Source organism: Bergeyella cardium, from assembly GCF_009914665.1.
Taxonomy (GTDB): domain Bacteria; phylum Bacteroidota; class Bacteroidia; order Flavobacteriales; family Weeksellaceae; genus Bergeyella_A; species Bergeyella_A cardium.
This window is the reverse complement of record NZ_CP029149.1, coordinates 143,234-162,828: the sequence shown is the minus strand read 5'-3', so window position 1 is coordinate 162,828 and position 19,595 is coordinate 143,234. Positions and strand designations below refer to the sequence as shown.

23 protein-coding genes are annotated in these 19,595 nt (G+C 39.9%); 14 read left to right on the top strand and 9 right to left on the bottom strand.

All coding sequences use genetic code 11. The features are described from left to right. Positions 1 to 89 precede the first annotated feature (89 nt). Together DBX24_RS00795 and DBX24_RS00790 are read left to right on the top strand one after the other, a co-directional pair. The gene (locus tag DBX24_RS00795) at positions 90 to 1,040 is read left to right on the top strand and encodes a YeiH family protein (RefSeq protein ID WP_120488774.1); all 951 of its coding nucleotides are present in this window, start codon (positions 90 to 92) and stop codon (positions 1,038 to 1,040) included. A gap of 108 nt (positions 1,041 to 1,148) precedes the next feature. Continuing rightward, on the top strand, positions 1,149 to 2,018 hold the full coding sequence (locus DBX24_RS00790) for a pirin family protein (RefSeq protein WP_160223663.1): 870 nt from the start codon (positions 1,149 to 1,151) through the stop codon (positions 2,016 to 2,018). Positions 2,019 to 2,097: 79 nt separating this feature from the next. On the opposite strand, the gene DBX24_RS00785 is transcribed toward DBX24_RS00790, so the two are convergent. The 5 genes from DBX24_RS00785 to hemW form a co-directional block, all read right to left on the bottom strand. Continuing rightward, on the bottom strand, positions 2,098 to 2,343 hold the full coding sequence (locus tag DBX24_RS00785) for a hypothetical protein (RefSeq protein WP_160223662.1): 246 nt from the start codon (positions 2,341 to 2,343) through the stop codon (positions 2,098 to 2,100). Positions 2,344 to 2,459: 116 nt separating this feature from the next. Next, positions 2,460 to 3,512, bottom strand: coding sequence for an endonuclease (locus tag DBX24_RS00780; RefSeq protein ID WP_160223661.1), 1,053 nt, complete (start codon positions 3,510 to 3,512; stop codon positions 2,460 to 2,462). Between the two features lie 133 nt (positions 3,513 to 3,645). Further along, positions 3,646 to 4,704: an endonuclease gene (locus tag DBX24_RS00775; RefSeq protein WP_120488778.1), complete on the bottom strand. Its 1,059-nt coding sequence runs from the start codon at positions 4,702 to 4,704 to the stop codon at positions 3,646 to 3,648. 331 nt (positions 4,705 to 5,035) lie between these two features. Beyond that, positions 5,036 to 5,347, bottom strand: a complete 312-nt coding sequence (locus tag DBX24_RS00770; protein ID WP_120488779.1) for a hypothetical protein — start codon at positions 5,345 to 5,347, stop codon at positions 5,036 to 5,038. 74 nt (positions 5,348 to 5,421) lie between these two features. Continuing rightward, positions 5,422 to 6,546, bottom strand: coding sequence for a radical SAM family heme chaperone HemW (gene hemW, locus DBX24_RS00765; RefSeq protein ID WP_120489681.1), 1,125 nt, complete (start codon positions 6,544 to 6,546; stop codon positions 5,422 to 5,424). A 91-nt stretch (positions 6,547 to 6,637) separates the two neighbouring features. Between hemW and pfkA the strand changes: the two genes are divergently transcribed. Both pfkA and gap read left to right on the top strand, forming a co-directional pair. Continuing rightward, the gene (pfkA, locus tag DBX24_RS00760; protein ID WP_160223660.1) at positions 6,638 to 7,627 is read left to right on the top strand and encodes a 6-phosphofructokinase; all 990 of its coding nucleotides are present in this window, start codon (positions 6,638 to 6,640) and stop codon (positions 7,625 to 7,627) included. Positions 7,628 to 7,690: 63 nt separating this feature from the next. After that, the gene (gene gap, locus DBX24_RS00755) at positions 7,691 to 8,695 is read left to right on the top strand and encodes a type I glyceraldehyde-3-phosphate dehydrogenase (protein ID WP_120488781.1); all 1,005 of its coding nucleotides are present in this window, start codon (positions 7,691 to 7,693) and stop codon (positions 8,693 to 8,695) included. A 124-nt stretch (positions 8,696 to 8,819) separates the two neighbouring features. On the opposite strand, the gene DBX24_RS00750 is transcribed toward gap, so the two are convergent. After that, positions 8,820 to 9,359, bottom strand: a complete 540-nt coding sequence (locus DBX24_RS00750; RefSeq protein ID WP_160223659.1) for a hypothetical protein — start codon at positions 9,357 to 9,359, stop codon at positions 8,820 to 8,822. A gap of 278 nt (positions 9,360 to 9,637) precedes the next feature. Here DBX24_RS00750 and DBX24_RS00745 point away from each other — a divergent pair, with 278 nt between their 5' ends. The 10 genes from DBX24_RS00745 (at position 9,638) to prmC (ending at position 16,923) form a co-directional block, all read left to right on the top strand. After that, complete coding sequence (locus DBX24_RS00745) at positions 9,638 to 10,084, top strand: RrF2 family transcriptional regulator (RefSeq protein ID WP_120488783.1); 447 nt, start codon at positions 9,638 to 9,640, stop codon at positions 10,082 to 10,084. Positions 10,085 to 10,125: 41 nt separating this feature from the next. Continuing rightward, entirely contained in the window at positions 10,126 to 11,172 is a 1,047-nt protein-coding gene (gene nirK, locus DBX24_RS00740; RefSeq protein ID WP_160223658.1) for a copper-containing nitrite reductase, read from the top strand. Between the two features lie 12 nt (positions 11,173 to 11,184). Further along, positions 11,185 to 12,003 (top strand): formylglycine-generating enzyme family protein, encoded by an 819-nt coding sequence (locus tag DBX24_RS00735; RefSeq protein WP_120488785.1) that lies wholly within the window; start codon positions 11,185 to 11,187, stop codon positions 12,001 to 12,003. A gap of 27 nt (positions 12,004 to 12,030) precedes the next feature. After that, positions 12,031 to 12,597, top strand: a complete 567-nt coding sequence (locus tag DBX24_RS00730) for an SCO family protein (RefSeq protein WP_160223657.1) — start codon at positions 12,031 to 12,033, stop codon at positions 12,595 to 12,597. A 32-nt stretch (positions 12,598 to 12,629) separates the two neighbouring features. Then, positions 12,630 to 13,037, top strand: a complete 408-nt coding sequence (locus DBX24_RS00725) for a c-type cytochrome (RefSeq protein WP_120488787.1) — start codon at positions 12,630 to 12,632, stop codon at positions 13,035 to 13,037. Positions 13,038 to 13,159: 122 nt separating this feature from the next. Next, positions 13,160 to 13,885, top strand: a complete 726-nt coding sequence (ric, locus tag DBX24_RS00720) for an iron-sulfur cluster repair di-iron protein (protein WP_120488788.1) — start codon at positions 13,160 to 13,162, stop codon at positions 13,883 to 13,885. Positions 13,886 to 13,996: 111 nt separating this feature from the next. Beyond that, positions 13,997 to 14,425, top strand: a complete 429-nt coding sequence (locus DBX24_RS00715) for a hypothetical protein (protein WP_120488789.1) — start codon at positions 13,997 to 13,999, stop codon at positions 14,423 to 14,425. 263 nt (positions 14,426 to 14,688) lie between these two features. Beyond that, positions 14,689 to 15,300, top strand: a complete 612-nt coding sequence (locus DBX24_RS00710) for an L-threonylcarbamoyladenylate synthase (protein WP_120488790.1) — start codon at positions 14,689 to 14,691, stop codon at positions 15,298 to 15,300. An 18-nt stretch (positions 15,301 to 15,318) separates the two neighbouring features. Continuing rightward, on the top strand, positions 15,319 to 16,077 hold the full coding sequence (locus DBX24_RS00705) for a YaaA family protein (RefSeq protein ID WP_160223656.1): 759 nt from the start codon (positions 15,319 to 15,321) through the stop codon (positions 16,075 to 16,077). 3 nt (positions 16,078 to 16,080) lie between these two features. Continuing rightward, positions 16,081 to 16,923, top strand: a complete 843-nt coding sequence (gene prmC, locus DBX24_RS00700; protein ID WP_160223655.1) for a peptide chain release factor N(5)-glutamine methyltransferase — start codon at positions 16,081 to 16,083, stop codon at positions 16,921 to 16,923. Here prmC and tatC read toward each other — a convergent pair. From tatC to DBX24_RS00685, 3 genes are all read right to left on the bottom strand, one after another. Then, positions 16,920 to 17,732 carry a twin-arginine translocase subunit TatC gene (tatC, locus tag DBX24_RS00695; RefSeq protein ID WP_160223654.1) on the bottom strand — a complete coding sequence of 271 codons (813 nt, stop codon included), beginning with the start codon at positions 17,730 to 17,732 and terminating at the stop codon, positions 16,920 to 16,922. The two genes, prmC and tatC, sit on opposite strands and share 4 nt — an antisense overlap. Before the next feature lie 121 nt (positions 17,733 to 17,853). Beyond that, the gene (locus DBX24_RS00690) at positions 17,854 to 18,669 is read right to left on the bottom strand and encodes an enoyl-ACP reductase FabI (RefSeq protein ID WP_120488794.1); all 816 of its coding nucleotides are present in this window, start codon (positions 18,667 to 18,669) and stop codon (positions 17,854 to 17,856) included. Between the two features lie 94 nt (positions 18,670 to 18,763). Further along, positions 18,764 to 19,567 (bottom strand): M48 family metalloprotease, encoded by an 804-nt coding sequence (locus DBX24_RS00685; protein ID WP_120488795.1) that lies wholly within the window; start codon positions 19,565 to 19,567, stop codon positions 18,764 to 18,766. Between the last annotated feature and the right edge of the window lie 28 nt (positions 19,568 to 19,595).

Here is a 19,595-nt window from a genome sequence, read left to right as displayed (position 1 = left end):
ATAACTTAAAGTTATTAATCAAAACAAAAAACGATTGGTTTTATAATAAAAACTTATGGACTTTTGTGCGGAAAATAAATCGTAATCAAATGGAGAAATCAGACAGCAGGCAGGGCGTGAGGAAGGTGGTGTTTTTTGCTTTGGCAGTGCTCTGCCTTACGCCTTGGGTATCATCACCAGTGGCATTAGCCTTAGGTTTTTTTGTTTCTATCGCTATTCAGACGCCTTTTTCTTCGGGCAAGATTAGCCCGATTATTCATCAGCTTTTGAAGGTTTGTATCATCGGTTTGGGCTTCGGATTAGAGCTGAATGAGGCATTAAAAGCGGGGAAAGAGGGGTTCTTTTTTACGGTGGGGAGTATTTCGTTTGTGCTGGTGGTGGGCTTTGTGCTCGGCAGGCTGATGAAGCAGGAGGGGGTGCTTTCTTACCTTATTTCGGTGGGTACGGCGATTTGCGGGGGGAGCGCGATTGCTGCGATTTCACCGATTATAAAGGCATCGGGGAGGCAAATTTCGGTAGCGCTTGCGGTGGTTTTTCTGCTGAACTCCATTGCGCTGTTTATCTACCCCACAGTGGGGCATTGGTTAGGGCTTTCGCAGGGGCAGTTTGGGCTTTGGTGCGCGATAGGGATACACGATACGAGCTCGGTGGTAGGGGCGGCGAGTAAGTTTGGCGATGAGGCACTGAGGGTAGCCACAACGGTGAAATTGGCACGCGCACTGTGGATCATCCCGCTCTCGCTACTCACCCTGTTTTTTGTGAAAAATAGCCAAGCGAAAGTGAAAATCCCTTGGTTTATCGGTGGGTTTGTCCTTGCGATTTTGGTGGGCACTTATGTACCGTTGGTCGCGGATATTAGTCTGTACATCACCGAGGTTTCTAAGGCGGGTCTGCACCTTACGCTCTTCCTCATAGGCTGCACGCTGTCTCGAGAGACCTTAAAAACCATTGGGCTGAAACCCCTTATTTTCTCGGTGATAATCTGGATATTGGTGAGTGTTCTTAGCTTAGAAATCATCCTCCTGATAGGGAAATCTTAATCTAGATTCATCAATTTTTTTAATCTAGATTAATGTTTTGAGGGAGAAATACGAACTACTTTTGCCACAGAAAATTTCACTGAATAGATAATTAAAATTTAAGAAAAGATGAAAACAAGAACAGTAGAATTAGTGGCAATGCCGAGAGAACCCCACTTTGTAGGCGATGGTTTTAGAGTGCATAACTTCATCCCCAGTGGGTATCATTTGGATATGGAAAGGATGACGCCTTTTATCCTTTTGGATTATAACTCTAAGTATCATTTCCCACCGAGCGAAATACCAAAAGGGGTAGATGTGCACCCGCATAGGGGCTTTGAAACCGTAACTATAGCTTATAAAGGTAGGGTAGAGCACAATGATAGCAATGGCGGCGGCGGTGTAATAGGCGAAGGCGATGTACAGTGGATGACGGCAGCGAGCGGTGTATTGCACAAAGAATTCCACGAAACCGAATGGAGCAAAACAGGAGGGGAGTTTCAGATGGTACAGCTTTGGGTAAATCTCCCAGCGAAAGACAAGATGTCTGCTCCCAAATATCAGGCGATAAAAAATGCGGACTTGGGGCGCTATACCTTTGACGGCGGCGAAGTGGAAGTAATCGCAGGAGAATATAACGGCGCAAAAGGAGTAGCGAGTACCTTTACACCTATATATATGCTCAACTCAAAGATAAAAAAAGGGGCAAAGCTCGACTTCCGCTTCCCTGAAAATTATAATACAGGCTTGCTCGTAATAGAAGGGAGCATTAGCATAAATGGTACCGAAAAAGCACCTACCGACCACTTCGTTTTAATGGCAAATGATGGTGAAGTATTCAGCATTGAGGCATCAGAGGATGCAATTGTGCTCGTCCTAAGTGGTGAGCCCATCAACGAGCCTATCGCTGCACACGGACCTTTTGTAATGAATACCAGAAAAGAACTGGTAGAAGCGTGGGATGATTTCCAAGCAGGGAAATTTGGACAATTGTCATAAAACAGCAGTAAAAATAAATATACACAAAAAAAGAGCTTGAAGATTCAGGCTCTTTTTTTTAGAGGGGATTAAAAATCTTCTATAAAAACATTTTAAGAATTATAGAGACTATTAGAGTGATAATAATCCCTAATACCCAAAGTATGATTTTGATTTGGCTATCTACTCTATTGATTTGACTATCTACTCTATTCTCTAAATGTTTGATAGTTTGAATTACTTCTTTCATATCTTCATTTGTTTTAATGTCTATTAATTTCAAAATTGCATCTTTATGCTTTTCAGGTAAAGATTTAATAATCTCATTTATTTCGTGTAGTTCCATTTGCAAAATTATATAAAAAATTAATCACGAAGTATGTTTTACTAAAAATCACCAAAATTTTATACTTTCAGTTTTCTAAAATTTTTAAAACTTATTATACAATGAAGTTTTTCAGGTTACTTCACAATAATTTTCTTTGAAACCGCTTTGTTATTCGCTGCAGAGAGCATTTTCACGATATAAATACCTTGCTGTGCCGGGGCATTGAAGTTATCGGTAATTTTCGTTTGAGCGCTTACCAATCTACCATCTATACTGAATAGATGCACTGAGTTTACCTTTTCAGAAACTTTGATATTCTCATTTGTAGAAGGAGTGGTCGGATAGAGACGAAGTTCATTAGCTTTTGATGCAAAAACATCATTAGTTGATAATGGGTCTATTCCCCAAGTGTCTTCTGCTTTATTTCCTCCCCAGATAAGGGTAGCGAGATAAGGGTTGTCGATAAACGGATTTCTGTTGTTCTGTGAACGGAAGATTTCTTCGTTTCTTTTTCTTTCAAATTCGGAAACGGGGTCTTCTACATTCCATTTGAGGAAGATATCAGGCATATCTTTTATGTTGAATTCAGAATTTCCTCCTACACCTATATTATTAGGATGGGTTCTGTTTCCGTAGCGGAGATACATATACATAATGATGCGGGCTACATCTCCTTTCCATTCATCGCCTGGGTACCAGTTGGAGCCTACATCACCCGAATTTCCTGAGCCATTAGCAAACTTTTTATTACTTCTCAAAGCATTCCAATCTACATCGGAGGCTCTCAGGTTGTGGGCATCGGTTCCTGCCTGCCCTGTATCAGTGGTTAGCTTAGGGTTTGCTAATGCTTTTGCAACTACATGCTCTCGGTTCCACTGACCAGAGCCTCCTCCATTAAGATTCTTTTTTCGGGAGCGGTCGGTTTGGCTACCGTTATTCGTACTGCCACTATGCCCATAGATGAGGAGTACATTTTGTTTATTTTCCGGGTCTTCATCTGCCCTTTTGAGGATATTCCAAACATCATTATATGAGCGACCTCTGTAGCCATTGGTAATCGTGGAAGTTAATTGTTGCTTTACAATATTTTTTGGCTGGGAGAAGTCAATATTAGTGTAATACTGAGGGATATTCTGAGCAATACCCAATGCAGGGGTGAGAAGTATGGATAATAAAATTCTTTTCATAGCGAGTATCTTTTTTACAAGCAAAGCTAATAAATAAAAAGTATTCTTAGAGATAGGAGATATAAAAAATAAAGAGCTCGGTTTAGGGAGCTCTTTATTCATATGTAATTATAAGTAGAATGGAGATTAGTTTTTATTTTACAATGATTTTCTTAGAAACCACCTTGTTATTCGCTGCAGAGAGCATTTTCACGATATAAATACCTTGCTGTGCCGGGGCATTGAAGTTATCAGTAACCTTCGTCTGGGCACTTACCAATCTGCCATCTATACTGAATAGATGCACTGAATTTACCTTTTCAGAAACTTTGATATTTTCATTTGCAGAAGGGGTGGTTGGGTAGAGACGAAGTTCATTAGCTTTTGATGCGAAAACATCATTAGTTGATAATGGATCTATTCCCCAAGTGTCTTCTGCTTTATTTCCTCCCCAGATAAGGGTAGCGAGATAAGGGTTGTCGATAAACGGATTTCTGTTGTTCTGTGAACGGAAGATTTCTTCGTTTCTTTTTCTTTCAAAATCGGAAACGGGGTCTTCTACATTCCATTTAAGGAAGATATCGGGCATATCTTTTATGTTGAAATCAGAGTTTCCCCCTGCACCTATATTATTGGGCTGGGTTCTGTTTCCATAGCGAACATACATATACATAATGATGCGGGCTACATCTCCTTTCCATTCATCGCCAGGATACCAGTCTGTACCTATAATATCAGATTCTCCACTTCCATTGGTGAATGCTCTGTTGTTTCTTCTGGAGTTCCATCTTACATCGGCTGCTCTCAGGTTGTGAGCATCTGTTCCTGCATCGCCTTTTTTTGTTAGTAAAGGAGGTGTTCCGAGTGATTTTGCGAAAACATGCTCACGATTCCATTTTCCTTCTGGGCTTCCGCCTTTTCCTAATGCTTTTTTACTTCTTGAGCGGTCTGTTCGGGTATCACTATTGGGTGTAGTATAGCCATAGATTAGCAGTACATTGTCTTTGTTTTCAGGGTCTTCGTCGGCCCTTTGCAGAATACTCCAGACATCATTGTATGTAATTCCTTTATGCCCATTCTTAATGGCATACTCTACTTGTTGTTTTACAATGTTTTTTGGTTGAGAGAAGTCTATACTATTATAATATTGAGGAATATTTTGAGTAATACCTAAAGCAGGTATAAATAATAGAGATAATAATGCTTTTTTCATAATATCTTTTTTTTACTTTTTCACTAACAAATTTATGAATAATATAATATCTGGATAAATTTTATATTGAAAAAATTCAGTGCAATGCATTGTAAAAATATGAAATTTCTTATAAAAAGGAGGGTTGTTATGAGTTTTTAAATATGTATATTTCATTGTCTTGGATGATTTATTAGGTAGATAAATTCTTTAGATCTCTTTTGTGGTATACCCATTTTGCTCTAATTCCTTATTTTAAATCTAAAGATTAACATAATAAGAAAATTAATAAAAATATTTTTTTATGAGAATATTACAATCGTAATAAAAGGTGATTTTTATAGTAATTTTATTAAGGGATATTTTGCCATTCTTTTGTTCTGGAAGAGTAGATTATTGTCTCATCAAAGCCGATATTGAAGAAAATAATATAGTGTTTGCTGTTTTCTTTTCTGTAGTAAGGACCATCATTCATTGGCTCTTGTAGTCCCATTTCTGTTATTGTATTGGGGAGTCTCCCATATTTATTTCTGAATGTTTCTATCTGCTCTATTAATTCAGAACCTCTGTTTTTATATGAATATTCATTAGCAAATCTTAGACTTGCTATAATGGTGAAAATAATGCTCAATGCTATTATGAGTGCTTTAATAGTATTTTTCATTGCTTTTAATTATAAGTTAAAGTAGCTATAAATAGTAGGATAGACTTTTGCAGGAAGATATATTACTAATCAAATTATATAAGGAATAAATCTGCAGCGATGCCATCAGCAAAGAACCAATGCCGCTCGGGAATTTTTAGGTGATGATGGTCTATGATAAGCATACCTTCATCAATTTTGGGTTGGAGACTTTTGAGGCATTGCTCATAAATTTCAGAGGAGAATTGAGCTTTTATCCGTTCTAAATCTACTCCCCAGATGGTTCTTAGCCCAATCATTAGCATTTCATTGTATCGGTCTTTTTCGGAGAGGACTTCTTTCTCGAGAGGGAGGTTTCCTTGGTTCAGATGCTTTATGTAGAGCGGATTGTTGGCAATATTCCAGCTACGGATGTCGCGACCATTATAAGAGTGTGCAGAGGGACCTATGCCGAGGTAGGGCTCATATTTCCAATAAGCGGAGTTGTGCTTGGAATGGTAGTTGGGTTTTGCAAAATTGGATATTTCATAGTGCTGGAAGCCGTGCTCCTTTAAGAAATCTACCATATAGTAGAATTCCTGATTTTGATGTCTCTCTTTTGGTGCAGGTATTTTGCCTTTGCCAATCCAGTTTTCAAGGGCGGTTTTGGGCTCTATGGTGAGCGCATAGGAAGAGATGTGGGGCACTTGTAGTTCTATACTCTTAATGAGATTTTGTTTCCATATCTGGAAGTTGGAAGTAGGGGAGCCGTAGATGAGGTCTATGCTGATGTTCTCTATACCGATATCTTGCGAACGCTTGATAGATGCTTCTGCCTGCTGTGAGTTGTGTGCGCGGTTCATCAGCTGGAGGTCGGCATCAAAGAAGCTCTGTGTACCGATAGAGAGACGATTAATCCCCGCTTTATAAATCTCTTTCAGAAAGTTTTCGTTTAAGTCATCAGGATTTGCTTCTAAGGTGATTTCTATATCTTCATCAAAGCTGAAATATTTCAGAACTTCATCTAAGAGTTGGTTGATTTCATTTGGGCTTAATAGAGAAGGAGTACCCCCACCAAAGTAGAGGGTTTTTAAGGTTTTGCTTGGTATTTCATCTTTCCGAAGGGAGATTTCCTTTGCCAGGGCTTGGAGCATCTCGTCTTTTAACCTAAGAGAGGTGGAAAAATGAAAATTGCAATAGCTGCATTTCTGTTTGCAAAAAGGAATGTGTAGATAGATCATCTCTAATAAAGATCGGGCAAAGATAAATGATTTCTGATAAGCCTTGCCCATACGACTTAATTTCGTACTTTTGTGAGGTAAATTTTTCTATATGAAAGAATGCGCGATTAAGAAGATTGCAGTATTTACTTCAGGAGGAGATTCCCCAGGTATGAACGCAGCCCTTAGGGCAGTTGTAAGAACGGCACACCACTTTAATATCGAGTGCTATGGAGTGAGAGAAGGCTATAATGGGCTCATTAATGATGACTTTACAAAGATGGGTCCGCGTTCTGTGAAGAATATCATCAATCAAGGGGGGACGATTCTAAAATCTGCCCGTTCTATGGAGTTTAAAACCTCAGAAGGTAGAAAAAAAGCCTACGATAACCTCCAAAAATATGGTATAGACAGTTTGGTTTGCATTGGTGGAGATGGAACTTTCACTGGTGCAAAAATTTTTAGTGATGAATATCCAGACATCAAAGTAATAGGCATACCAGGTACTATTGATAATGATATCTTCGGTACGGATAATACCATAGGCTATGATACAGCCCTCAATACTGCGATGGATGCCATAGATAAAATCCGTGATACGGCTACCTCTCACAACAGGGTTTTCTTTGTAGAGGTTATGGGTAGAGACGCAGGTTTTATTGCATTAAATAGCGGTATTGCTACGGGTGCGGTAGATATTCTCATCCCCGAGCAAAAGGATAGCATGGAAGACCTCTTTAATAATTTTAGAAAATCAGAAATATCGGGTAAGTCCTCAAGCATCGTTGTAGTAGCTGAAGGGGAAGAGCTTGGAGGCATTTATGAGCTAGCAAAATCTACAAAAAAAGAATTCCCAGACTTTGATATAAGGGTTACCGTGCTCGGGCATATACAGAGAGGAGGCTCGCCGAGCTGTGCCGATAGAGTCCTCGCAAGTAGATTAGGCTACGGCGCCGTAACAGGGCTGATGAACGGAGAAAATAAAGTAATGGCAGGGATGCGCTCGAATAAATTAGTCTATACCCCGATAGTAGATGCCATTAGAAAACATAATGCGATAGATGAAGAGCTCATCGCGATTTCTGAAATACTGGCAATTTAATTAAACCGTGAAATAAATAATCGTAAAACTGAAATAAATTCTAATTTTTAAATTTTTAACACTATGTCAACAATCAAAGTAGGTATCAACGGATTTGGTAGAATTGGTCGTCTCGTATTTCGAGCAATGACCGAGAGAAGTAACATTGAAGTCGTAGGTATCAATGACCTTATCAGTGCAGATTATATGGCTTATATGCTGAAATATGATTCTGTACACGGAGAGTTTAAAGGTGAAGTAAGCGTAGATGGCGGGCACCTTGTAGTGAATGGAAAGAAAATCCGCGTAACGGCAGAGAAAGACCCAAACAACCTTAAGTGGAACGAAGTAGGTGCAGACTACATCGTAGAGTCTACTGGGCTTTTCCTTACTAAGGAATTGGCACAGGCGCACATCAATGCAGGAGCTAAAAAAGTAATTCTTTCTGCTCCTTCAAAAGACGATACACCGATGTTCGTAATGGGAGTAAATCACAAAGAACTCACCGATGATGTGAAGATCCTTTCCAATGCATCTTGTACGACCAACTGCTTAGCACCATTAGCAAAAGTAATCCACGATAAATTTGGTATTGTAGAGGGGTTAATGACTACCGTACACGCTACTACAGCTACCCAGAAAACCGTAGATGGTCCTTCTCATAAAGACTGGAGAGGAGGTAGAGCAGCGCTTAATAACATTATCCCTTCCTCTACGGGAGCAGCTAAGGCGGTGGGTAAAGTAATCCCTTCTCTCAATGGTAAGCTTACAGGGATGTCATTCCGCGTTCCTACAGCAGATGTATCTGTGGTAGACCTTACCGTGAGAATAGAGAAAGGCGCTACTTATGATGAAATCTGTGCAGCGATAAAAGAGGCTTCCGAAGGAGAACTCAAAGGTATCCTCGGTTATACGGAGGACTTGGTAGTTTCTCAGGATTTCGTAGGAGATAAGAGAACTTCCATCTTTGATAAAGATGCAGGTATTATGCTTTCTCCTAATTTCGTGAAGCTCGTTTCTTGGTACGATAACGAAATGGGCTACTCTAACAAACTTGTAGATATGCTCGTACACGCTGCATCGCTTTAAGCAGTAAGCTACTAGCTGCTAGCCATAATCTATAAATAAAATAGTGTCTTTATTAGAGACACTATTTTTTGCTATTGGCTACTGGCTGTTAGCTGCTGGCTGTAGGCTAAAAGCCAAAAGTAAATTATAAACTCACTGTTTTGGAGTCATCAATATTAAAGTATTTAATGACTTCCTCATAGTTGGAGTAATCTACCACTGCTCTCCTTCCAGCGCTTGCCGGTACTACCACTATTCTGAAGGTTTGTCCGTTCAGGTATCCATCATTAAAGGCGGTGGATTGCCCTTTTAGGTCAAAATCTCCTCCTGCTATAATATCAAACCCTGAGCTACTGAACTCGTATGTATATTTCAGTTGCTTACCTGCGGGGATTTCTTTGTATTCATTCGCGTGGTAGATAACGGGCAAGGGTTCCCAGATATTCTTACCATTGCTCACTTCTACTAATTTGTAGATGAGCACTACATCCGAGCTGGCGATTCCCCTTGTGAAAGTCCCTCCAAGTACGAAGAGTTTCCCCGTGAGTTTAAAATTCCCTTTTACATCATAGACTACCGAGTAGGTATCATTGTCCATTCTGTCGTCATTGTCTCTTGTACTGCAACTCCATATTAGGAATGAAGCCAGCATACCTAAAATCATTAAGCTAAAGTACTTTTTCATTGTATTTAATTTTAAAATTCTTCTCTTTTTACCAAAAATTATACCATATAAAGCCTGTAGCAGACTTGTAGAAGACGGTATATCTTTAAGGGTGCTAATATAGCATATTCTATAAAATATTTTTTAAGTGATGAAAATATTTTTGTATTGAGTTTTTTCTATTTTGAAATTGTTTTGAAATTGTAAAAATATCAGTCGTATGATAAGTATCATACATTAAATAAAGGAGCTTTTTGTCTTTTTGCTAATTTTGTGCCTATTAAATTGATAATAAATAAATGTTTTCTAAGACTTGTGAATACGCCATTAGGGCTTTGATATATATAGCTCAGAAAGCTAAGAATGGAGAAAAGGTAGGGATAAAAGATATAGCTGTGGGGATAGACTCTCCAGAGTATTTTATCGCTAAAATATTGCAAGAGCTCAGTAGAAAGGGCTATGTGCAGTCCGTCAAAGGGCCTAATGGAGGCTTCTATATGAGTAAGGAAAACCTTGAAATGTCTCTGGCAGAAATAGTGAGGGAAATAGATGGAGATAAGCTATTTACTAGTTGTGGCTTGGGTCTTAAAGAATGTTCAGAAGACCACCCCTGCCCGATACACAATCAGTTTAAATATATAAAACAGGATATGAAAAATATGCTGGAAAACTTTAAAATTAAAATGCTGGCAGAGGGTATAGACTCTAATCTCACCTTTCTGAAAGTTGCGGATTGTGATGCGTAGAAGATTATTTGAGAGTAAAATTTATATAATATATTGTTACTATGAAACAAAAAACTTTTTTGGTAGCATTACTAAGCGTAGCACTTGGATTGCAGTCCTGCAAGCAGGAAACAGTGAGTGATTCTACTTCTTTCCCTTCCGAAGAAGGAGAGAAAATTGAAGCAAAAGGAAACTTTGAGGAGGCAGAGGTAACCTCTCCGCCCAATGTACCAGCTCCAGTAGGAGATAGAGAGGCTAAAAAACTTATTGTAAAACTTGAAACCATCGAGAAAATAGGCGAGTTGGCAGATGGTACGCAGTATAATTTCTGGACTTTTAATGGTACAGTGCCAGGAGCATTTATCCGTGCAAGAGTAGGAGATGAAATAGAGCTCCACCTGAAAAACAATGAGAACTCAAACTTTCCGCACAACATAGACCTGCACGCTGTGAATGGGCCAGGAGGAGGAGCAGAGGCTACCTTTGTACCACCAGGGAAAGAAGCGGTGTTTAATTTTAAAGCGACCAATCCTGGGCTTTATGTTTATCACTGCGCTACGGCTCCAGTAGGTATGCACATCGCAAATGGTATGTATGGGCTCATCCTCATAGAACCTAAAGGAGGCCTCCCAAAAGTGGATAAAGAATTCTACATTATGCAAGGAGACTTCTATACCAAAGGTGCATTCGGAGAGAAAGGCCTGCAAGACTTTGATATGGATAAAGCAATTGCCGAAAAACCAGATTATGTGGTCTTCAACGGGAATACAGGCTCACTCCTCAACGGTAAAGAACTACAAGTGAAAACCGGAGAAACCGTGAGAATATTCGTAGGAAACGGCGGTCCGAACTTAGTATCATCTTTCCACATCATAGGCGAAATCTTCGATAGAGTATATATGGAAGGCGCGAGCAAGGTAAATGAAAATGTACAGACTACACTAATCCCTGCCGGAGGTGCTGCAATAGTAGAGTTTAAAGCAACCGTACCAGGAAGCTATGTTATCGTAGATCACTCTATATTCAGAGCATTTAATAAAGGTGCATTAGGGAAAATCGTAGTAACAGGAGAAGAAAACCCTAAGGTATTCAAGAAAAGAGATAATTAAATCACCATTTAAGTGATAAGATATTTATTCATATCCGTCTTAATATTCATTATTTCTTGTTCAGACAAGAAGCAGCCTGTCGATATTTCTGTAATAAGAGATTCCATCAACGCCATTAGTACAAATAAGAAAATGGTGAAGATAGATAGCGGCTCTTATCAGGCATTCTACGGAAAAGATTCTGGAAATATAGTGCGCGTAAAAGCATTCTATCTGGATGAAACCGCTGTAACAAATGCTGAGTATCTGAAATTTCTAAAAGCTAATCCTCAATGGACAAGAAATAATGTATTAAGGCTGAAGGCAGATGAAAATTATCTTAAAAACTGGAAATCTGATTTTGAATTTCCAGAAGGAGTGAGCCCAGATGCACCCGTAACCAATGTCTCTTGGTTTGCCGCTGTAGCCTATGCAAAAAGCGTAGGAAAGCGCCTGCCTACCGTAGATGAATGGGAGTTTGCTGCCCTTGCAGATGAGCATACGGCTAATGCCTCATTAAAACCAGAATTTACGGCTTATATACTTAATTCTTATCAGAAAAAGTATAAGTACAAAAAGCCTGTGAAACAAAACAGACCTAATTATTATGGGCTGTATGATATGTACGGCGTAGTATGGGAATGGACAGAAGACTTCAGCTCTGTGATGATGACTGGAGAATCCCGAAATGATAAATCAGAAAACGAAGGTCTCTACTGTGCGGCAGGGGCTCTTACCTCTTCTGACCTGAGAAACTATGCTGCTTTTATGCGCTTTGCACTGAGAGGGAGTATACAGGCAAATTACTGTATAAACAACCTCGGATTCAGATGTGCAAAAGATATTGATTAAGGTTAAATAGAATTATAATTACTAATTATGAGATTCCTCTTTATTTTTATATTAGTCCTCGGGCTGTCTTCCTGCAAACAGACAAAACCCGAAACACTGCCCCAAAGCTCCGTCTATAACCTCTCATCAGAATGGGAAAATCAAAATGCGGATAAAATCCACCTCGCAGACCTTAAAGGTAAAGTCGTTGTAATGGTAATGATTTATACCTCCTGTAAAACAGCTTGTCCTCAGCTTACAGCAGAAATGGGAAAAATCGCAAGAGAAACCGAAGATATACCTCAAGAAGATATCCGCTATGTTTTGGTATCAATAGACCCTGAGCACGATACTCCAGAAGTAATGAAAGACTATCTTAAACGAAATAAATTTCAAAATGAGAAATGGCTCTTCCTCAGAAGTAGCATTGAAGAAACCCGAGAGCTTGCCAATGTACTTGCTGTAAAGTATAAACAAATCTCTCCAATAGATTTCTCTCACTCTAATATCATTAGCGTTTTTGATAAAAATGGTGTCCTCGCTTTCCAGAAAGAAGGGCTAAGCCTTGATGTAGAAGGCACCGTAAAAGAAGTACGAAAACAAACAAAAAAATAATTAAATTTGGAACTTTAAAATTAAAAAAGATTATGAAACGATTATTCTTAACGATCTGTGTATTATCAATTGCTGTGATTTCTTGTTCTAAAAAAGAAGAGGCATCTCAGCCAGAGCCAGAAACCAATGTAATGCTTGAAGAGCCTACTGCTTCTACTGCTGGAGATTCAGGTGCAGCAGATACTCCAGAAGCAAAAGGTCAGAAACTCCTTGAGGGAATGGACTGTGTGGGCTGCCATAAGGTAGATGCTAAGCTAGTAGGCCCATCTCTTCAAGAGGTAGCAGATAAATACACCGAAGCAGATATTGATAAACTGGCTAAAAAGATTATCGATGGTGGTAGCGGTAGCTGGGGAGATATCCCAATGACACCACACGCCGGTCTTAGTGATGAGAATGCTAAACTAATGGTACAGTACATTCTCTCCCTGAAAAAATAAACCAGTTTTGGGCATTGCTAAATTTATTATACCTTTGCGAGGTAAAAAATAGAGCAGTGCCTATTTTTTTAATCAAATAAAGGATAAAAAAGTATTATATTAATTTAAATTTTTGTGAAATTATGGACTTACAAAATGCGTTTATTGGAGATATTGTAGCTGAAGACTTCAGAACAGCTGCAATTTTTAAGAGACATAAAATTGACTTTTGCTGTAATGGCGGTAGAACAATTGAAGCAGCTTGTACTGCTAAGAAAATTGACCCTGCCGTTATCTACAAAGCAATTGATGAGCTTCCAAAAGGAAATGGTGGAGATATTGACTTCTCCTCTTGGCCACTGGATCTCTTGGCAGATTATGTAGAGAGAATCCACCACAGGTATGTAGAGGAAAAAACTCCTATTATCCAAGCTTTCCTCGATAAGCTTTGCAAAGTACACGGAGGAAGACACCCAGAGCTATTTGAAATTAAAGAACTCTTCGATGCATCTGCTCAGGATTTAGGTGCTCACCTTAAAAAAGAAGAGCTTATCCTTTTCCCATTCATTAAAAATATGGTGAAAGCTAAGCAAACAGGTGAGCCTCTTAAGCAGCCTCAGTTCGGTTCAGTAGAAAACCCAGTGAGTATGATGAAGCACGAGCACAATGTAGAGGGAGAAAGATTCAGAAAAATCGCTGAAATCACTGATGATTATACTCCACCTGCCGATGCTTGCAATACTTACAGAGTAGCATTTGCTATGCTCCAAGAGTTTGAAGATGACTTACACAGACACATCCACATAGAAAACAATATCCTTTTCCCTAAGTCTATTGAGTTAGAAAAAGAGTTTTCTGTAGAAGCATAGAGTGTAATTTTCATATCATAATATTTTATGTGAAAGGCTTACTGGTTTTGGTAAGCCTTTTTGTTACCAGTACTGGCATTATTTTCGCAGCATATTATCAAAATCAAAAAAATGAAAACACTAAGCAAGAAAACAGTAAGTAGAATATTCATCCTCACACTAAGCCTCTTTACTACCTATTTATTTTCACAAACCGAAAAAGATATTCTCAATATGAAAAATAAAACCGATACTACGGCTTTAAAAAAGCTTTCCGAAAACCTAAAAAAGAATAAAATGAGCAAGGAGGAGCTCCAGAGAAAGGCAAAAGAGCTCGGGATTCCCTATTCTGGAAATGCGAATGGGAGCTATTTTGAGCTTCAGGGGTTTGACCCAAATGGAATGCCTATTTATTACACCACGATGTCTGATGACCATTCCCCTTCCAATGATAGAATAGCCCCGCAATCCCCTTCTAACCCTAAAAAGTCTAACCTAAATAACTGCAAAAAAGCCCTAAAAAAGAGCCGAAAGGCAAAAAAAAGCAGGCATAAGAATTAAAAATTAGATTTATTTTATCAACTGATTTTCTCGCCCTCTTAATAAAAGAGGGTTTTCTTATTTCTTATCGTTTGGAGCAAAAATGAAATAAGTACTCCCCACGCACCGTAGCCGGTGATGCACTTAAAAATAATTGCTCCCCACGCCAGTGGGCTGTTGGGAAGAAAAATGAAAAAAAGGCCTCACCAGCTACGGTGTGCTCCCCACGCCAGCGGGTCGGGAGGGAAAATAAAATAATTGAGCAGATTAATTACCTTTGCACTATGGCAAAAATCATTAAAATATACCCAGAAAACCCTCAGGAGCACTTGATAGATGAGGTCGTAAAGGCTTTGCAGCAGGGCAAGCTCATCATTTACCCATCGGATACGGTCTATGCCTTAGGCTGCAATATTTTTGATATCAAGGCGATGGAGAGATTGGCTCAAATCAAGAAAATAAAACTCGAAAAAGCCCATTTTTCCATTATTTGCAATAATCTGAGCCACCTTTCGGAGTTCACCAAACCCATAGATACCGCTACTTTCAGGTTTTTGAAAAGCCATATACCGGGCAACTTTACCTTTATCTTGGAGGCGAATAAAAGCCTCCCCCTCGCCTACAAAGGCAAGAAAACAATTGGGATAAGGGTACCCGACCACCCCATACCGCAGCTTATCGTAGAGAAAATGGGCTATCCCATCGCCTCTACTTCTATCAAGGATGAAGATGAGGTGCTCGAATACTCCACAGACCCCGAGCTCATCGCTGAGAAATACGACCATCTTGTGGATATCGTGATAGACTCAGGCTTTGGCGGCAATATCGCCTCTACAATTGTCGATCTCACTTCCGGAAACCCCGAAATTATCCGACAAGGAAAAGGAATTCTCTAATTTTTTTAACTATTTTTAATGAAAATCATATCCTCACCTGCCAAATTGATGAAGCTCAACCCTCATCAGAGCATACTTACCCCTACTACGCCCAGTTTCATAAAAGAAGCCGAGCTTATACAATCTCATTTGAGGGAGAAAAGCCCTAAATTTCTTTCCGAACTGATGGAAATCTCCCAAAAACTCGCCGATGAGAATTGGGAGAGAAACCAAAAATGGTCATCAGCCCCAGATTCTGAGCACAGCAGTTCTGCCCTCTATACCTTTACAGGAGAAGTCTATAAAGGCCTCGATGCAGATAGCCTCGCCCCACAATCGGTGGAGTATTTACAGGAAAATTACAGGATTCTCTCTGGGCTTTATGGCTTGCTAAGACCCTCTGACCGCATAATGCTCTACCGCTTAGAAATGGGCAGGGCTTTCCAGTTTGAAGGCTATAAAAACCTCTATGATTTCTGGTCTGAAAGACTCACCCATCACTTCAATTCCGAGCTGGAAGAAGACGAAGCTATCCTCAATTTAGCCAGTGCAGAGTACAGCAAGGCACTAAACAGGAAGAATTTAAAAGGAAAATGGATAGACTTTGAATTTTATGAGATGAGCTCGGGAAAACCTAAAACCATCGTAGTCTATACCAAGCACGCCAGAGGGCTGATGATAAGATTCTGTGCCCAAAACCAACTAAAAACCTTAGAGGAAGTAAAGGCTTTTAACGATGGTGGCTATCTCTTAGATGATGAGCGCTCAACCGATTCCAAACTCGTCTTTATAAGGTAGAATATGACGCTCACTAGCCTTAAAAATCGTTATCAAACCGAGCTTTTACCTCTTTATACTCCCACCGAAAGCGCATTTATCCTGTATCTTCTCGTAGAAAAGCTATTGCATTGGCAGAGGTACGAGCAGCGCCTCCATTCCGATGAAGAGCTCCCGCAAGAAATAGCTTCTCAGCTCAAAAACCACCTTGATGAGCTCAAAAATCACCGACCATATCAGTATGTTTTAGGTGAAACCCACTTCTTTGGGCTTAGATTCTTTGTAGAAGAAGGCGTCCTCATCCCTCGTCCTGAAACGGAAGAGCTCATAGAGCTCGCTTTAAAAAAGATAAAGGAAAAATTCGCCAGTCGCCCCCTTAGGATATTGGAAATAGGCACAGGAAGTGGGATTATCCCCATTAGTTTAAAGAAAAACCTCCCAAATGCAGAGATTTTCTCTATTGATATTTCTGAAAAAGCCTTGCAGATTGCTCAAAAAAATGCCCTTAGTAACGAGGTGGAAGTCCATTTTATTCAAACCGATTACCTCTCTACCGATTTTGCAGAAAAGTTTGATGTCATCATCTCCAATCCGCCCTATATCGCCAAAGAAGAGGCAGCAGAAATCCTTCCTTCGGTTAAAAATTATGAGCCTCGGCTCGCTCTTTTCTCACCTACCGAAGACCCGCTCGTATTTTACAGGAAAATTGCCCAAGATGCTACTCAAATACTCAGTGAGGAGGGATTGATTTTTCTTGAAATAAACCAAAAACTCGGGCAGGAGACCCTCGAGCTTTTTCATCGGTTTAATGCTCATCTATTGTCTGATTTATCCAACAATCATCGCTTCATCATTGCGGAAAATTAGACTCCTAACCCTCGTTTTTGTACCCGTTTATACACTCTTGCCGATAGCATTACGCTAAATTCATAGAGAATCAGCAGGGGGAAAGCCGCAGCCAGCATACTTAGCACATCAGCAGGGGTTACGATTGCCGCTACCGTCATTATGAGGACGATGGCGTGCCGTCTGTAAGTTCGCAGGAACATTGGGGTGAGGATTCCGATGTTGGTAAGGAAATAAACGATAACAGGGAAGAGGAAAAGCACACCCATTCCGAGTACGACTTGGAGGAAGAGGGTAGTATAATCAGATAAATCGAACAGCTGCTCTATCGAGCCAGAGATTTTGAATAGCAATCCGAAATTAATCGCCAGTGGGAGGATTAAAAAATAGCCCGTAAGCACTCCAATGATGAATAATACCCAGATGAAATTAATCATAAAGGCAGAATTTTTCTTCTCGTTTGGGTGCAGAGCAGGGCTTACGAACCGCCATATTTCCCAGACAATATACGGGAATGCAGCTACGATCCCACCAAAGATAGAAACCGCCATCATTACATTAAATTGCTGGAAAAGTTTCTTCTGCTGTACTCGAAATTCATCAGGCAGGTGGAAGCTATCGCTCCCCACAAGCTCGCGCGAGAGGTAGTTAATCAAACGAAAGGTAGGGAAGTCATTCTTCGTAGGGCCAAAGAATACATTATCCATCAGCCACTCTATATTAAAGCCTACGATGATTGCCCCGATAACAATCGCTATAATACTGCGGATGAGATGCCCCCTCAGCTCGCCTATATGCCCCCAAAAAGACATTTCTTTCTCTGAACTCATCAATTCTATTTTTAGATTTTGCGAAAATAATTATTTCTATTCATTTCCGCATTAAAAAACTCAGTTTTTGAGGTCAAAACTGAGTTGGGATAAAGTATTTTTTAGAATTAAAGGGTTGAGATTATTCTTCTCTTTCGCTGTATCTATCGACAATCTTTTGAGAAACGCCTGTATTGCTAAACCCACCATCGTGGAAGAGGTTTTGCATCGTTACTTTCCTCGTAAGGTCAGAGAACATCGCTATACAGTAGTTGGCGCACTCCTCTGCACTTGCATTTCCGAGTGGAGACATATCTTCTGCATATCCGAAGAAGCCACCAAAGCCCTTAATACCACTGCCGGCAGTAGTCATCGTAGGGGATTGGGATATGGTATTCACCCTTACCTTTCGCTCTCCCCAATAGTATCCAAAACTCCTCGCGATACTTTCAAGGAAAGATTTATTATCCGCCATATCGTTATAGTCAGGGAAGGTTCTCTGTGCCGCGATATAGGTCAGTGCGAGGATAGAGCCCCATTCATTCATACAATCTTTTTCGTAGGCTACTTTCATCACTTTGTGGAAGGAAACTGCCGATACATCCCAGCCTTTTTCTAGCCAGTCGTAGTTCAGTTCTGTGTATTTTTTCCCTTTTCTCACATTTACAGACATCCCGATGGAGTGGAGGATGAAATCTATCTTTCCAAACTTGGCAATAGCTGCATCAAAGAGTTTTTCAAGGTCTTCTACTGAGGTAGCATCGGCTCCTATGACTTCTGCGCCTGTCTTTTCTGCCAATTCGTTCAGCTCTCCCATTCTCAGGGCTATTGGAGCATTAGACAATATAAACTCCGCTCCTTCTTCATAGCATTTTTCTGCTACTTTCCACGCGATAGACTGGTTGTTTAGCGCTCCGAAGATAATTCCTTTTTTGCCTTTTAGTAAGTTATAAGCCATTATTCTTAATTTTTTTAATGGGAACAAATGTAATGATTTTGAATGAGTGGAACAAAAAACAGCCAGAAACTGATGTTAGCTTCTGGCGGGTTGTTTATTTCTTTTTTGTAGGGAGGGTAATCTCTCCTGGGTCATTCCAAAGTCCGTCTTTTTTCGCTTTTTTCTTCACTGCTTCGGCTCTTTTTTCACTATCTGGGTGGGAGCTCATCATTTTTTGGAATGTAGTAGGCTTTTCTTTGGTGAGTAATGCAAATTTCTTAAATGCGGTATAGGCACCCATTACATTATAGCCGTGTTTCTTCATAAATTCGTAGCTGTAATCATCGGCTTGAGATTCCTGCTTTCTTGAGTGTGAAGAGTCTAGCATTGCACTTGCTAAAGTACCGAGCTGGCTATCGTTGAGCTTCTGTACGGTACTGGATGCCATAGATGCAGCGTCTAATGCTGCTGCTTTCAGATAAGCGGACTTAATCGCATCTTTGGTATCTTCATTCTTCACATGCCCGATTTCGTGCCCGATAATCGCCAATAGTTCATCATCGGTCATAATATCCATCAATGAAGAGAATACCCTCACACTACCGTCTGCACACGCAAAAGCATTGATGTCGGTTACCAAATACACTTTGTAGTTCAGCGTAAGCCCGTCCTCGTTTTTGTGTTTTGCGAAGAGTTTGTTCAGCCTTTTGGTGTATGGGCTTTTTGCATTGGCTACTTTGTTGTGTTCATCCATCCAATCTACTGCTTCTTTGGAAAGTCTCTTTGCATCTTCGTTGGAGAAGCTAAGAGCTTTTACACCTTTTGAAGCGGTGTTGATAACTTTGTCTAACTTGATTTGAGCATTTGAAAGTGTTACTGCTCCCATTGCAATTAATGCAGAAAATACTACTTTTTTCATCTTTTTTTTGCTTTCAAAGATAAAGATT